This window comes from Phenylobacterium sp., assembly GCF_031984885.1.
GTDB lineage: Bacteria > Pseudomonadota > Alphaproteobacteria > Caulobacterales > Caulobacteraceae > Phenylobacterium.
The window spans coordinates 104,409-117,186 of record NZ_DAMABV010000001.1; the positions used below are offsets into that span (position 1 = coordinate 104,409).

At 71.1% G+C, this 12,778-nt stretch carries 15 protein-coding genes; 11 read left to right on the forward strand and 4 right to left on the reverse strand.

The window, feature by feature from the left end:
* Window positions 1–82 precede the first annotated feature (82 nt).
* Entirely contained in the window at window positions 83–268 is a 186-nt protein-coding gene (locus RTL41_RS00555; RefSeq protein WP_312160263.1) for a hypothetical protein, read from the forward strand.
* Between the two features lie 3 nt (window positions 269–271).
* On the opposite strand, the gene RTL41_RS00560 is transcribed toward RTL41_RS00555, so the two are convergent.
* Window positions 272–562, reverse strand: a complete 291-nt coding sequence (locus RTL41_RS00560) for a UrcA family protein (protein ID WP_312160266.1) — start codon at window positions 560–562, stop codon at window positions 272–274.
* 116 nt (window positions 563–678) lie between these two features.
* Window positions 679–900, reverse strand: coding sequence for a hypothetical protein (locus RTL41_RS00565; RefSeq protein WP_312160268.1), 222 nt, complete (start codon window positions 898–900; stop codon window positions 679–681).
* Between the two features lie 82 nt (window positions 901–982).
* Between RTL41_RS00565 and RTL41_RS00570 the strand changes: the two genes are divergently transcribed.
* The 5 genes from RTL41_RS00570 (at window position 983) to RTL41_RS00590 (ending at window position 5,420) form a co-directional block, all read left to right on the forward strand.
* Window positions 983–2,506: a UbiD family decarboxylase gene (locus RTL41_RS00570; RefSeq protein WP_312160270.1), complete on the forward strand. Its 1,524-nt coding sequence runs from the start codon at window positions 983–985 to the stop codon at window positions 2,504–2,506.
* Window positions 2,507–2,595: 89 nt separating this feature from the next.
* The gene (locus RTL41_RS00575; RefSeq protein ID WP_312160272.1) at window positions 2,596–2,997 is read left to right on the forward strand and encodes an MAPEG family protein; all 402 of its coding nucleotides are present in this window, start codon (window positions 2,596–2,598) and stop codon (window positions 2,995–2,997) included.
* A 43-nt stretch (window positions 2,998–3,040) separates the two neighbouring features.
* Entirely contained in the window at window positions 3,041–4,372 is a 1,332-nt protein-coding gene (locus tag RTL41_RS00580; protein WP_312160274.1) for a TldD/PmbA family protein, read from the forward strand.
* Window positions 4,372–5,166, forward strand: coding sequence for a 3'(2'),5'-bisphosphate nucleotidase CysQ (locus tag RTL41_RS00585; protein ID WP_312160276.1), 795 nt, complete (start codon window positions 4,372–4,374; stop codon window positions 5,164–5,166). Before RTL41_RS00580 ends, RTL41_RS00585 begins: the two co-directional genes overlap by 1 nt.
* Before the next feature lie 17 nt (window positions 5,167–5,183).
* Window positions 5,184–5,420 carry a DUF4170 domain-containing protein gene (locus RTL41_RS00590; RefSeq protein ID WP_312160279.1) on the forward strand — a complete coding sequence of 79 codons (237 nt, stop codon included), beginning with the start codon at window positions 5,184–5,186 and terminating at the stop codon, window positions 5,418–5,420.
* A gap of 232 nt (window positions 5,421–5,652) precedes the next feature.
* Here RTL41_RS00590 and RTL41_RS00595 read toward each other — a convergent pair whose 3' ends face one another.
* Together RTL41_RS00595 and RTL41_RS00600 are read right to left on the reverse strand one after the other, a co-directional pair.
* The gene (locus RTL41_RS00595) at window positions 5,653–6,318 is read right to left on the reverse strand and encodes a fused DSP-PTPase phosphatase/NAD kinase-like protein (protein ID WP_312160282.1); all 666 of its coding nucleotides are present in this window, start codon (window positions 6,316–6,318) and stop codon (window positions 5,653–5,655) included.
* 74 nt (window positions 6,319–6,392) lie between these two features.
* A complete protein-coding gene (locus RTL41_RS00600; protein WP_312160285.1) occupies window positions 6,393–6,875 on the reverse strand; it encodes a hypothetical protein in 483 nt (160 codons plus the stop codon).
* 151 nt (window positions 6,876–7,026) lie between these two features.
* Between RTL41_RS00600 and RTL41_RS00605 the strand changes: the two genes are divergently transcribed.
* Genes RTL41_RS00605 through lpxK form a run of 5 tightly spaced genes read left to right on the forward strand, consistent with a single transcriptional unit; the run spans window position 7,027 to window position 12,778 of the window.
* A complete protein-coding gene (locus RTL41_RS00605; protein WP_312160288.1) occupies window positions 7,027–8,799 on the forward strand; it encodes an ABC transporter transmembrane domain-containing protein in 1,773 nt (590 codons plus the stop codon).
* On the forward strand, window positions 8,796–9,497 hold the full coding sequence (locus RTL41_RS00610) for a lysophospholipid acyltransferase family protein (protein ID WP_312160291.1): 702 nt from the start codon (window positions 8,796–8,798) through the stop codon (window positions 9,495–9,497). Before RTL41_RS00605 ends, RTL41_RS00610 begins: the two co-directional genes overlap by 4 nt.
* A gap of 30 nt (window positions 9,498–9,527) precedes the next feature.
* A complete protein-coding gene (locus RTL41_RS00615) occupies window positions 9,528–10,529 on the forward strand; it encodes a cation diffusion facilitator family transporter (protein ID WP_312160293.1) in 1,002 nt (333 codons plus the stop codon).
* 9 nt (window positions 10,530–10,538) lie between these two features.
* On the forward strand, window positions 10,539–11,789 hold the full coding sequence (locus RTL41_RS00620) for a 3-deoxy-D-manno-octulosonic acid transferase (protein ID WP_312160295.1): 1,251 nt from the start codon (window positions 10,539–10,541) through the stop codon (window positions 11,787–11,789).
* Window positions 11,786–12,778 (forward strand): tetraacyldisaccharide 4'-kinase, encoded by a 993-nt coding sequence (gene lpxK / locus RTL41_RS00625; protein ID WP_312160297.1) that lies wholly within the window; start codon window positions 11,786–11,788, stop codon window positions 12,776–12,778. Before RTL41_RS00620 ends, lpxK begins: the two co-directional genes overlap by 4 nt.

Here is a 12,778-nt window from a genome sequence, read left to right on the forward strand (position 1 = left end):
TTTCTTGGAACGGAGATGGCGTCAGATCGCTCCCAAGGCGATGGTGGGCGCACGCCGCAACGCCCGCGGAGAGGAGATGACCATGGCCCAGCCGAAACCGCTCGAGCGCTTCGAGTTCGAAGAGACCGACGAGGGCTACCTGCTGACCGTGGCCGGCGCCGGGGGCGAGCCCGTGGCCTTGGAGGTCACGCCGGACCAGATGGACGCCATCATCGACGCCCTGAACGAGGTCCTGGGCGCCGACGACGACTTCGACGACGAAGACTAGGTCCTAGCGGATCGCCAGGCCGGTGCGGACCTGGGCCGAGGCCTGGGCCAGGGTCTCTCGATAGCAATCCGAACGCGCGATGGCCTGCTTGACCATGCGGGCGCTGGCGTCCTGTGCGCCGCAAGCCTCGAGCGAGGCCGCCTGCAGGCGTTTCTGCAGCCGCTCGACGTCGGCCGGCCGGCCGGTGTTGAGGTCGCCGACCCGCACGGCGGCGGAGCCGTAACCCGCCGGAGCGGCCAGGACGGGGCCCGCGACCAGCGCGAGCGCGGCAGAAAATGCGAAGATTTTGAGCATGGCGTTTCCCTACTGCCAAAAGATGTCGCAGCCAGGAGGCTCTGCGGCCTCGTTGCGCCACAACACTTGACAGATATGGGGTTTGCGCCGTCGGCGCCACCCGAAAAGGGACGCGCCTAGAACTCGTCTTCCATGGCCGAGCGGAACTGCTCGAAGATCTCGGCGGCGCGCTCGTGGCTGGGCTGCTCGGGCTCCGGCTCGGGAACCGGCGCGGCCGCGCCGACCAGACGCCCGGCGACCGCGCCGTTCTGGACCAGCAGCAGTTCCTCGCCCGCCTCCAGGCCGGCGAGCAGTTGGGCCGCCTTGGGCGGCAGGTCGTCGAGATCGATGCGCTTCATGACCCGCCGATTTTACCGGGCCGGCGCAGGTGACACCAGCGTTGCCCCGCCCTAGACCAAGCTCAGCACGAATGGAGAGCGCATGGCCTACCGGTCGCTGAGGGATTTCATCGCCAAGCTGGAAGCCGCGGGCGAACTGGTGCGGGTCAGCGAGCCGGTCTCCAGCGTGCTGGAAATGACCGAGATCCAGCGCCGTCTGCTGGCGACGGGCGGCCCGGCGGTGCTGTTCGAGAACGTGATCCGCGCCGACGGCGAGCCCTCGGCCATGCCGTGCCTGGTCAACCTGTTCGGCACCGTGAAGCGGGTGGCCATGGGCGTGACCCTGGAGGGCCAGGAGCGCACCACCGCCGCCGAACTGCGCGAGGTCGGCGAACTGCTGGCCTTCCTGCGCAGCCCCGAGCCGCCGCGCGGGCTGAAGGACGCCTTCGACATGCTGCCGCTGGCCAAGACGGTCATGTCCATGCGCCCGGCGACGGTGAAGAAGGCCCCGGTGCAGGAAGTGGTCTGGACCGGCGACCAGATCGACCTTTCGAAGCTGCCCATCCAGACCTGCTGGCCGGGCGAGCCGGCGCCGCTGATCACCTGGCCGCTGGTGGTGACCAAGGGGCCGTCGGACGAGCGCGAGGACGACTACAACCTCGGCATCTACCGCATGCAGGTGCTGGGCAAGGACAAGACCATCATGCGCTGGCTGGCCCACCGCGGCGGCGCCCAGCACCATCGCCGCTGGAAGGCGGCCGGCAAGCCCGACGCCCTGCCCGCCGCCGTGGTGATCGGCGCCGATCCCGGCACCATCCTGGCGGCGGTGACCCCGGTGCCGGAGACATTGTCGGAATACCAGTTCGCCGGCCTGATGCGCGGCGCGAAGGTCGACCTCGTGCCGGCCAAGACCGTGCCGCTGCTGGTCCCGGCCCAGGCCGAGATCGTCATCGAGGGCCACGTGATGCTGGACGAGTACGCCGACGAAGGCCCCTACGGCGACCACACCGGCTACTACAACTCGGTCGAGCAGTTCCCGGTGTTCAAGGTCAGCGCGATCACCATGCGCAAGGACCCGATCTACCTGACCACCTTCACCGGCCGGCCGCCGGACGAGCCGAGCGTGCTGGGCGAGGCGTTGAACGAGGTGTTCATCCCCCTGCTGCGCCAGCAGTTCCCCGAGATCATCGACTTCTGGCTGCCGCCCGAGGGCTGCTCCTACCGCATCGCCGTGGTCTCGATGAAGAAGGCCTATCCCGGCCACGCCAAGCGCGTGATGATGGGCGTCTGGAGCTTCCTGCGGCAGTTCATGTACACCAAGTGGGTGATCGTCGTGGACGACGACGTCGACGCCCGCGACTGGAAGGACGTCATGTGGGCGCTGTCGACCCGCATGGACCCGGCCCGCGACATCACCCTCGTCGAGGGCACCCCGATCGACTATCTCGACTTCGCCTCGCCCGAGAGCGGGCTGGGCTCGAAGATCGGCCTGGACGCCACCAACAAGTGGCCGCCCGAGACCAGGCGGGAGTGGGGCGAGAAGCTGGGCATGGACGAGGCCACGGTGAAGGCCGTCAGCGAGAAGTGGGCGCGGCTGGGCCTGCCGGGCGGCGGCGAGCCGGTCTGACCAGGTCGTGACCAGGCCAAGCCTTGCCCTTTGAGTGAATCCAAGTCCAACTGCGCGCCTTCGCGGGGGCGAAAGAAGGACAATCGAGTATGGACGCCGTGACATCCGGCCACGCCGCGGCCCTGTGGGTCGGGCTGCACCTGATCCTGTTGCTGGTGCTGTCGCTGCTGGTGGTCCGCCAGCGACGCCGGCACAAGGTGGCGCTGGGCGACGGCGGGGTGCCGGAACTGGCCCAGGCGATCCGCGCCTTCGGCAACGCCACCGAGTACGTGCCGGCCGCCATGGTCGGAATCGCGGTGCTGGCCATGGTCGACGCGCCGCCGCTGGCGGTGCACCTGACCGGCTTCCTGCTGTTCGTCGGCCGCGGGCTGCACGCCTTTGGCCTGTCGCGCAGCGGAGGGGCCTCTTTCGCCCGTTCGATCGGCGTCACCCTGACCTGGCTGGCCTATGTGTTCGCCAGCGTCGCCCTGCTGTTCTACGCCATCGCGTGAGGCGCGGCTTGCCGCGGGCCGCGCATCCCGCCATATGGCCTGGATGGATGAGAGCCTCCTAGCCGATGTCGTCGCCGCCGCGCTGAAAGCCGGGGCGGACTCCGCCGAAGCCGTCGGGGCGCAGCGCGCCGCGCTCGGCATCAATGTCCGGATGGGCGAGCTGGAGGAGGTCGAGCGCGAAGAGAGCCGCGACCTCGGCCTTCGCGTGTTCGTCGGCCAGCGCCAGGCCACGGTGTCGGGCTCGGACATCTCGCCCGAAGCCCGCGCCAAGCTGATCGAGCGGGCGGTGGCGATGGCCAGGCTGGCGCCCGAGGATCCCTATGCGGGCCTCGCCCCCAAGGAACGCCTGGCCCAGGGCCCGTTCGCGGACCTGGAGCTCTACGACCCGCAGGAACCCTCTCCGGAATCGCTGGAGGACGTCGCCCGCGCCGCCGAGGACGCCGCCCGGGCCAATCCCAAGATCACCAATTCGGACGGCGGCTCGGCCTCGGCTTCCTCGTCGCACTGGCGGCTGGTGACCTCGGAGGGCTTCTCCGGCGTCTACCGGGCCTCGGCCTTCTCGATCACCGCCTCGGTGGTGGCCGGCGACGGCGAGACCATGGAAAGCGGCTATGACGGCCGCTCGGCCCGCTGGCGCGACGACCTGCCGAGCGCGCAGTCGATCGGCGAGGAAGCCGGCCGACGCGCCGCCCAACGCCTGGGCGCCCGCAAGATCGACTCCACCACCGCCCCGGTGATCTTCGAGAACCGCGTGGCCATGTCGCTGATCAGCCCGCTGATCGGAGCCATCGCCGGCCCCTCGATCGCGCGCGGCACCTCGTTCCTGAAGGACAAGCTGGGCGCCCGGCTCTTCGCCAAGGGCGTCAACATCGTCGATGACCCGCACAAGGTCCGCGGCCTCGGCTCCTCGCCGTTCGACGACGAGGGCGTCGCCAACCGCCGCTGGTCGCTGATCGACGACGGGGTGCTGACCACCTGGATCATGAACACCTCGTCGGCGCGGCAGCTCGGCCTGGAGACCACCGGCCACGCCTCGCGCGGACTGGCGGGCGCGCCGGGCGTCTCGACCACCAACCTGACGCTGGAGCCGGGCGCCCACAGCCAGGCCGAACTGATCGCCCAGGCCGGCAAGGGCCTGCTGATCACCTCGATGTTCGGCCCCTCGCTGAACGGCAACACCGGCGACTGGTCGGTGGGCTGCTCGGGCTTCTGGTTCGAGAACGGCGAGCTGGCCTATCCGGTCGCCGAGATCACCGTGGCCGGCAACCTGATCGACATCTACGGCCGGCTGGTCCCGGGCTCCGACCTGGAGATCCGCGGCTCGGCCAACGCGCCGTCGCTGCTGGTCGACGGCCTGGCGATCGCCGGGCGCTGATGACCGATCCCGCCCAGGACCTGGAACTGATCACGCAGGCCGCGTTCGAGGCCGGGGCCCTGGCCCTGAAACTGCGCAGCCAGGGCCTGGAGACGACCTACAAGGAAGGCGACTCGCCGGTCACCAACGCCGACCTGGCCACCGACGCCCTGATCAAGCAACTGCTGACCAGCGCCCGACCCGACTACGGCTGGCTGTCGGAGGAAACCGCCGACGATCCGGCCCGGCGCTCGCGCCGGCGGCTGTTCGTGGTCGACCCGATCGACGGCACCCGCGCCTTCATCAAGAACCGGCCCTGGTGGGCGGTGTCCGTCGCCGTCGTCGAGGACGACAAGCCGATCGCCGGCGTGGTGTTCGCCCCCGATGTCGACGAAACCTACCAGTCGATCGCCGGCGCCGGCGCGACCCTGAACGGCCAGGCCATCCACGCCTCGGACCGCGAGGTGATCGAGGGCTGCGGCATGGTGGGCGACGCGCGCATGTTCGCCCATCCCGCCTGGCCAGCGCCCTGGCCGCCGATGCGGATCGAGGCGCGCAACTCCACCGCCTACCGGCTGTGCATCATCGCCGCCGGGGCGTTCGACGCCACCCTGGCCCTGGTCGCCAAGTTCGACTGGGACCTGGCCGCCGCCGACCTCATCGCGCGGGAAGCCGGCGCCTTCGTGGGCGATCACCGCGGGCGGCCGTTCGTGTACAATGGCGCAAAACCTGCGCAACCGAGCCTGGTTTGCGCCGCGCCGCGCCTGGCCCCATTGATCCTTGAGCGCGTACGGCATATCGACCTACCCAACTGACCAATTTGGGGAACATCATGCCCGACAAGCAGCTTCTTCACCTCGTCATCGGCGGCGAACTCGAGGATCTGGAGCACAATACGTTCCGTGATCTGTCGAAGGTCGACCTGGTCGGCGCCTTCGCCAGCCACGGCGAGGCCCTGGCCGCCTGGCGGCGCAAGGCCCAGGAGACCGTGGACAACGCCCACATGCGCTATTTCATCATCCACGCGCATAAGCTGCTCGACCCCGACAAGGACACCGAGCACAACTGAACTGGACGCTAAGCGCCCCCGACGGCGGCGAGGGTCCGCCCTTCTCCCTTTGCGGGAGAAGGAAAGCCCATGGCCGCCTCGTCATGGCCGGCAGGTCCCGGCCATCCATGGACGCCGAGGTCCGTCGGCGATCCCGGGCGCGTATGGATCCCCGGCACGCCTACGCGGCCGGGGATGACGATCGCAGGCGGGGGCGAGGCGACGACGCCATATGCGATCGCCCTGCCGGGACCTACTCCCGCTTGAGAATGCCCTCGGTGAGCAGCCGGCCCCACATCTGGGCGCGGAAGTCGGCCTTGATGGCGGCCTCGTCATAGGCGTCGCTGTCGACCCATTGCAGGAAGCTCTGCCCCTTGGGCTCGCCCTCGGCCAGGTAGCGCTCGAAGGTGTAGTCCAGCACCCCGGTCTTGCCCTGCTTCACATGCAGGTAGCGGATGTGCAGTTGGTCCAGGGCCTCGCGGATCGGCAGGCCCTTGCGGAAGTGCATGTAGAAGACGCTCATGATCCCCGCCCGGTCCGCGCCGGACTTGCAGTGCATCAGGGCCGGATACTCGATCGTCTCGAACAGCTCCTTGGCGCCGTGGACGCGGGCGCGGCTGGGCACCTCGCGCGAGGTGATGGTGAAGTCGACCATCTTCAGGCCCAGGCGCTCGCAGGCGTCCTTCTCCAGCGCATGGAAACTGGCGTCGAACCCGCCGCGCAGGTTGATGATGGTCTTGACGCCGCGCTTCTTCCACTCCGCCAGTTGGTGGGGCCAGGGCTGGTTGGTGCGCACCAGCTCGTCGCTGATCCAGTGGGCGTTGGAAAAGCCCAGGCGCAGATAGGCGTGATCCTTCCAGAGGTAGTCCAGATAGGTCGCGGCGCGCCCCTGGGGCGTGGAGAGGTCGAAATCGGCCAAGGGGGCTTCCTGCATTGCGGGGGCCTAGATAGGCGGTTCGGTCCTCCAGCGGAAGCCGAGCGCGACGTCTGGTCCTAGGTCGCGGGCTTCAGGACGGCGGTGAAGCCGGCGACCTTGCCGCTGCTGGGCATCAGGGCGCAGGTGAAGGTGAAGTCCCTCCAGGTCGAGCCGGAGCGCACCTGGCCGACCCCGGTCAGGCTGCGGACGCTGACCAGGGTCAGGGTGGTCGGATCGTCGGAGCCCAGGAACACGCGGTCGGCGTTCGGCACCTGCTTCTTGAGCGCCGGCAGCGCGGCCGGGCGGCAGATGACCTCGGCCACCTTCTTGGCGTTGTTCCAGCCCGCGGCGAGGTGGCGCTCCTCCGGCGTCTTGAGCGCGGCGATCGACTTGGCGATGGCCGCGTTCTGGGCCCGCGACAGCGCCGGCTCCGCGGGGGCGGGCGCCGGCCTGGCCGGCGTCGTCGCGACAGGCTTCGCAGCGGTCGGCGCAGCGGGCGGCTGCGCGGCGACCGTCGCGGGCGCGAAGATCATGACCAGGGCGAATGCGACGGCGCGCATGACAGTCTCCTTCGGGGTAAGGTTTGCCCGAGGCGCCCTTGAAAATAGCATCGAGCCCTCTGTTTCACCCCGTTCGACACCATATGCCGCCTTTGCGCTGGGCCAAGACGCCTTCTTGACTTCGCCGCGCCGAGAGCCGACCCCAGGACCGATGAGCGAGCCCGCCGCCGAACTTTCCACCCGCGCCGTCGTCGCCCGGATCGCGCGCGTCTACATGGCGCCGCGCTGGAAGGGCTGGACGGTGGCCATGATCGCCGCGATCGCGGTGGCCTATCTGAGCGCCAGCCTGATCCAGATCCTGGAGCCGGCGATCAACGACCTGCTGGTCAATCACAAGCCGGGCACGCTGCTGGCGGTGCCGCTGACCATCGCCGGCCTGGCCATCGCCCGCGGGCTCTCGCAGGTGATCCAGGCCACCCAGGTCAACCGCATCGGCAACGAGGTGGTCGGCCAGGTGCAGGTGCAGTTGTTCGGCAAGCTGGTCCGCGCCGACCTCGCGCGCCTGCGCGCCGGGCACACCGGCTCGTTCGTGTCCTCGGTGCTCTACGACGCGGGCCTGATCCGCGAGGCGGCGACCGCCGGGATCATCAACTACACCCAGCACCTGCTGACCGTGATCGGGGCGATCGTGGTGATGGTCAGCAACGACCCGATGCTGTCGCTGACCCTGGTGGTCGCCGCGCCGCTGTCGACCTGGGTGATGCGCCGCTTCTCCAAGCGGACGGTGAAGGCCACCAAGGGCGCCATGGCCGAGACCTCGGCCCTCTCCACCGCGATCATGGAGAGCCTGGACGGCGTGCGCGTGGTGAAGATCGAGAACCGCGAGGCCTACGAGGAGAACCGCGTCGCCGAGGTGGTCAAGCGGCGGCAGAAGTTCCTGGTCCGGGGCGCCAACGCCCGCGCCCGCGCCGCGCCGGCGACCGAGACGCTGATGACCCTGATCACCGCCGGGGTGATCGCCTATGCCGGCTGGCGCTCGCAGTCGGGCGGCATGAACGTCGGGGCCTTCGTCGCCTTCATCGGCGCGCTGGGCCTGGCCTCGCAGTCGTTGCGGCAACTGGCCAACCTGCAGACCGTGATGGCCGAGGGGCTGTCGGCCGCCCGCCGCCTGTTCGCCGCGCTCGACGTCGAGCCGGAGGTGCGCGAGCGCCCGGGCGCCCGGCCGCTGGTCATCACCGAGGGCACCGTCGCCTTCGACGAGGTCGGCTTCGCCTACGGCGCGGAGGACCGCCCGGCCCTGCAGGGCGTCAGCTTCGAGGTGCGGCGCGGCGAGACCGTGGCCCTGGTCGGCCCCTCGGGCGGCGGCAAGACCACGATCCTGAACCTGATCCCGCGGTTCTACGACGCCAGCAGCGGCAAGGTGACCATCGACGGGGTCGACGTGCGCGACGTGACCCTGGCCTCGCTGCGCGATCACGTGGCGCTGGTGACCCAGGAGCCGTTCCTGTTCGACGACACCATCCAGGCCAACATCGCCTATGGCCGCCCGGGCGCCACCGACGCCCAGATCATCGAGGCGGCCAAGGCCGCCGCCGCCCACGAGTTCATCGGCGCCCTGCCGGAAGGCTATGAGACCCTGGTCGGCGAGGCCGGCGCCCGGCTGTCCGGCGGCCAGCGCCAGCGCATCGCCATCGCCCGCGCCTTCCTGAAGGACGCCCCGATCCTGCTGCTCGACGAGGCGACCAGCGCGCTGGACACCGAGAGCGAGGCCCAGGTCCAGGTCGCCCTCTCGCGGCTGATGGCCGGCCGCGCGACGATCCTGATCGCCCACCGGCTGTCGACCGTGCGCGGCGCGGACCGCATCTATGTGATCGAGAAGGGCAAGGTGGTCGAAACCGGCGACCATGCGAGCCTGATCAGGAAACGCGGCCTCTACGCCCGGCTCGCCAAGAGCCAGGACCTGGACATGGAACCCGCGATTTGAAGACCCTGCTGCGTAATCCCGGCGTCCAGACCTTCCTGAGCTGGCTGCTCTGGCTGCACCTGATCATCACGCTGAAGAGCCGCCGCTGGGTGCATGACAACCTGGCCTGCGTCGAGCCGGTGCTGAGTGACGGCAAGCCTGCGGTCGCGCTGTTCTGGCATGGCGCCATCCCGCTGTGCCTGGGCCTGGCGCCGGTCTGGTGGCGGCGCGACAAGGTCCGCTGCATGGTCTCGCCCTCGGCCGACGGCGAGTTCATCGCCCAGGCGCTGTCGCGCGCCGGCTTTCCCGCCATCCGCACCTCCTCGGCCAAGAAGGGCGACACCACCAAGGCCCGCCAGGCGGTCGCCGCGATCCGCGAGGCGATCAACTGGGTCAATGACGGCGGCGTGCTGATCGTCACGCCGGACGGCCCGCGCGGCCCCGCCGAGGTCATCGCCCCAGGCTCGCTGCAGATCGCCAGGAAGACCGGGGCGCCGATCTACCTGATGGGGCTGGCGGTCTCTCCGGCCATCGTGCTCGACACCTGGGACAAGGTCACCTTCGCCTGGCCGTTCGGCCGCGGCGCGACCGCCTGGGACGGCCCCTTCTACGTCCCCGCCGACGCCGGCGAGGCGCAGATCGCCGCCCTGATCGAAGATCTGTCCGCCAGGCTGACCGCCACGACGAAACGGGCCGAGGCCCTGGTCGGCCGGCGTTGATCCTTCCGCCGCGGGGTGAGACATAGGGGCATGGCGCACGACCACCCCGGCCACCGTCACGACGATCACGACCATGATCACGCGCACGGCCATGATCACGGTCATGGCGCGCACGGCCACGCCCATTCGCACGACCATTCCCACGGCCCGGGCGGGCATAGCCACGCGCCCAAGGACTTCGGCCGCGCCTTCGCGATCGGGGTCGGGCTGAACTTCGCCTTCGTCCTGGCCGAGACCGCGGCCGGGCTGTGGTCTGGATCGCTGGCCCTGCTGGCCGACGCCGGACACAATCTTTCGGACGTGCTCAGCCTGCTGCTGGCCTGGGGCGCGACGATCCTGGCCAAGGCCGCGCCGACCGGCCGCCGGACCTACGGCCTGCGCAAGGCCACGATCCTGGCCTCGCTGGCCAACGCCGTGCTGCTGCTGGTCGCGGTCGGGGTGATCGTTTCGGAGGCCATCCACCGCTTCAGCGAGCCGGCGGACATCGCCACCTGGCCGGTGATGATCGTCGCGGCCATCGGGGTGGTGATCAACACCGCCACCGCCCTGATGTTCATGAAGGGCCACGAGGACCTCAACGTGCGCGGGGCCTTCCTGCACATGGCCGCCGACGCGGCGGTGTCGCTGGCGGTCGTGATCGGGGCGGGCCTGATCGCCCTGACCGGCCTGCTCTGGATCGACCCGGCGCTGAGCCTGCTGATCGCCGCGGTGATCGTCATCGGCACCTGGGCGCTGCTGCGCGATTCGGTCGACCTGGCGCTGGACGCCGCGCCGCGAGGCGTGGACGTCGAGGCGGTGCGCGCCTGGCTGACCTCGCGGCCCGGCGTCACCGAGGTCCACGACCTGCACATCTGGGCCATGAGCACGACCGAGGTCGCCATGACCGCCCACGTGACCCGGCCCGACAACGAGAACGCCGACGACTTCCTGCACGCGGTCTGCGAGGGCCTGGCCAGCAAGTTCGGCATCGGCCACGCCACCTTGCAGGTCGAGACCGGGCACGCCGCCTGCCGGCTCGCGAACGCAATCTGAGTCCGCGCCTTGCGCCCCCTTTCCCTAGCGCTCTACGCCGCGGCCACCGGCCTTGCCGAACCCCTGGCCCCCGGCATCCTCCGCCGCCGGGCCGCCCGCGGCAAGGAAGACCCCGCGCGCCTGGCTGAGCGGCTGGGCCGCGCCGGCGCGCCCCGGCCGCCCGGCCCGCTGATCTGGCTGCACGGCGTCAGCGTCGGCGAAAGCCTGTCGCTGCTGCCGCTGGCCGAGGCGCTCGCCCGCCCCGGCCTGACCCTGCTGGTGACCTCGGGCACCCGCACCTCGGCCGAGCTCCTGGCCAGGCGCCTGCCGCCGGGCGCCATCCACCAGTACGCTCCGGTCGATGCGCCGGGGGCGGTGCGGCGGTTCCTGGATCACTGGAAACCCGACCTCGGCGTCCAGGTCGAGAGCGAGCTGTGGCCCAACCTGATCCTCGGCGCCAAGGCCCGCGGCGCGAAGCTCGCCCTGGTCTCGGCCCGCATGACCCAGGCCAGCGCCGACGGCTGGGCCCGCGCGCCCGGCGCGGCGCGCGCCCTGCTCTCGGCCTTCGACCTCATCCTGCCGCAGGACGCGGAGACGCAGGCCCGGCTCCAGGGCCTGGGCGCCGCCGTCGGCCCGCGCCTGAACCTGAAGAACCTCGGCTCCCCCCTGCCCGCCGACCCCGCCGAGCTGGAGCGCCTGAAGGCCGCGATCGGCGCACGGCAGGTGGTGCTGGCGGCCAGCACCCATCCCGGCGAGGAAGAGATCATCGCCCGCGCCGCCGCCGGCTCGGGCGCGCTGCTGATCGTCGCGCCGCGCCATCCCGACCGCGGCGAGGCGCTCGCCGCCCAGCTTCGGCAGATGGGCCTGTCCATCGCGCGCCGCGCCGCGGGCGAGCCCCTGACCTGCGCCACGGACGCCTATGTCGCCGACACCCTGGGCGAGATGGGCCTGCTGTTCCGGGTCTGCGACGTGGCGGTGATGGGCGGCAGCTTCGTGCCCGGGATCGGCGGCCACAACCCGCTGGAGCCGGCGCGCCTGGGCGTGCCGATCCTGACCGGACCCGACGTGTTCAACGCCGCGGCGACCTATGACGAGATGTTCGAGCGCGTCGCGGCCATCCGCTGCGCGGACGAAGCCGCCCTGGCGCGGGACCTGCGCGGCCTGCTCACCGAGCCGCTGATCGCCCCGCGGATCGGGCGGGCCGCCCTGGCCTATGCCGAGCGCCAGGGCGCGGCCCTGGGCCAGGCCCTGGCCCTGCTCAAGCCCCTGTTGCCGGCATGAAGCTCTCCACGCCCCGCTGGTGGTACGTGCGCGAAGGCGCGCCGGCCCCCGTCACCCGCGCCCTGCTCAAGCCGGTCTCCTGGATCTGGGCCGCCGCCACCGCGCGGCGGATCGCGCGGGCCGAGCCGGTCGATCCGGGCGCGCCGGTGATCTGCGTCGGCAACTTGACGGTCGGCGGCTCGGGCAAGACCCCGGTCGTGCGCGAGATCCTGCGGCGCCTGCCCGGCGCCCACGGCCTCTCGCGCGGGTATGGCGGCTCCGAGCGTGGCCCGCTGCGCGTCGATCCGGCCCGGCACACCGCCGCCGAGGTCGGCGACGAGCCGCTGATGCTGGCCCGGGACGCGCCGATCTGGATCGCCCGCGACCGCGCCGCCGGCGCCCAGGCGGCCGCCAAGGCCGGCGCCAAGGTCATCGTCATGGACGACGGCCACCAGAACCCCAGCCTGAAGAAGGCGCTGTCGCTGGTGGTGGTCGACGGCGAGACCCGCGACGGCGTCTGGCCGCTGGGCGACGGCTCGGTGTTCCCGGCCGGGCCGCTGCGCGAGCCGCTGGCCATCGGCCTAGCCCGGGCCGACGCCGTGGTCCTGATGCTGCCCGCCGACCTCGCCGAGCCGGACCCGGCCCTGGTGCGGGCCTTGATCGACAAGCCGATCCTGATCGCCCGCCTCGACCCGGCCGCGCCGCCGCCGCCGGGGCCGCAGGTCGGGTTCGCCGGCATCGGCATGCCCTGGAAGGTCGAGCGCGCGCTCAAGGCCGCCGGCTGCGAACTGGCCGACTTCCTGCCCTTCCCCGACCACTTCGCCTATGACGCCGGCGCGCTGAAGCTGATCGAGAGCCGGGCCGAGCTGTTCGGCGCCGGCCTGGTCACCACCGAGAAGGACTGGGTGCGCCTGCCCTCCGACTGGCGCAAGCGCGTCACCGCCTGGCCGGTGCACGCGGCCTTCGAGGACGACGCCGTGCTGGAGCGCCTGCTGGCGCCGTTCCGCTAG

Coding starts and splice junctions, on each gene's coding strand:
- RTL41_RS00555 (WP_312160263.1), top strand. CDS start 83: ATGGCCCAGCCGAAACCGCTCGAGCGCTTCGAGTTCGAAGAGACCGAC.
- RTL41_RS00560 (WP_312160266.1), bottom strand. CDS start 562: ATGCTCAAAATCTTCGCATTTTCTGCCGCGCTCGCGCTGGTCGCGGGC.
- RTL41_RS00565 (WP_312160268.1), bottom strand. CDS start 900: ATGAAGCGCATCGATCTCGACGACCTGCCGCCCAAGGCGGCCCAACTG.
- RTL41_RS00570 (WP_312160270.1), top strand. CDS start 983: ATGGCCTACCGGTCGCTGAGGGATTTCATCGCCAAGCTGGAAGCCGCG.
- RTL41_RS00575 (WP_312160272.1), top strand. CDS start 2,596: ATGGACGCCGTGACATCCGGCCACGCCGCGGCCCTGTGGGTCGGGCTG.
- RTL41_RS00580 (WP_312160274.1), top strand. CDS start 3,041: ATGGATGAGAGCCTCCTAGCCGATGTCGTCGCCGCCGCGCTGAAAGCC.
- RTL41_RS00585 (WP_312160276.1), top strand. CDS start 4,372: ATGACCGATCCCGCCCAGGACCTGGAACTGATCACGCAGGCCGCGTTC.
- RTL41_RS00590 (WP_312160279.1), top strand. CDS start 5,184: ATGCCCGACAAGCAGCTTCTTCACCTCGTCATCGGCGGCGAACTCGAG.
- RTL41_RS00600 (WP_312160285.1), bottom strand. CDS start 6,875: ATGCGCGCCGTCGCATTCGCCCTGGTCATGATCTTCGCGCCCGCGACG.
- RTL41_RS00605 (WP_312160288.1), top strand. CDS start 7,027: ATGAGCGAGCCCGCCGCCGAACTTTCCACCCGCGCCGTCGTCGCCCGG.
- RTL41_RS00615 (WP_312160293.1), top strand. CDS start 9,528: ATGGCGCACGACCACCCCGGCCACCGTCACGACGATCACGACCATGAT.
- lpxK (WP_312160297.1), top strand. CDS start 11,786: ATGAAGCTCTCCACGCCCCGCTGGTGGTACGTGCGCGAAGGCGCGCCG.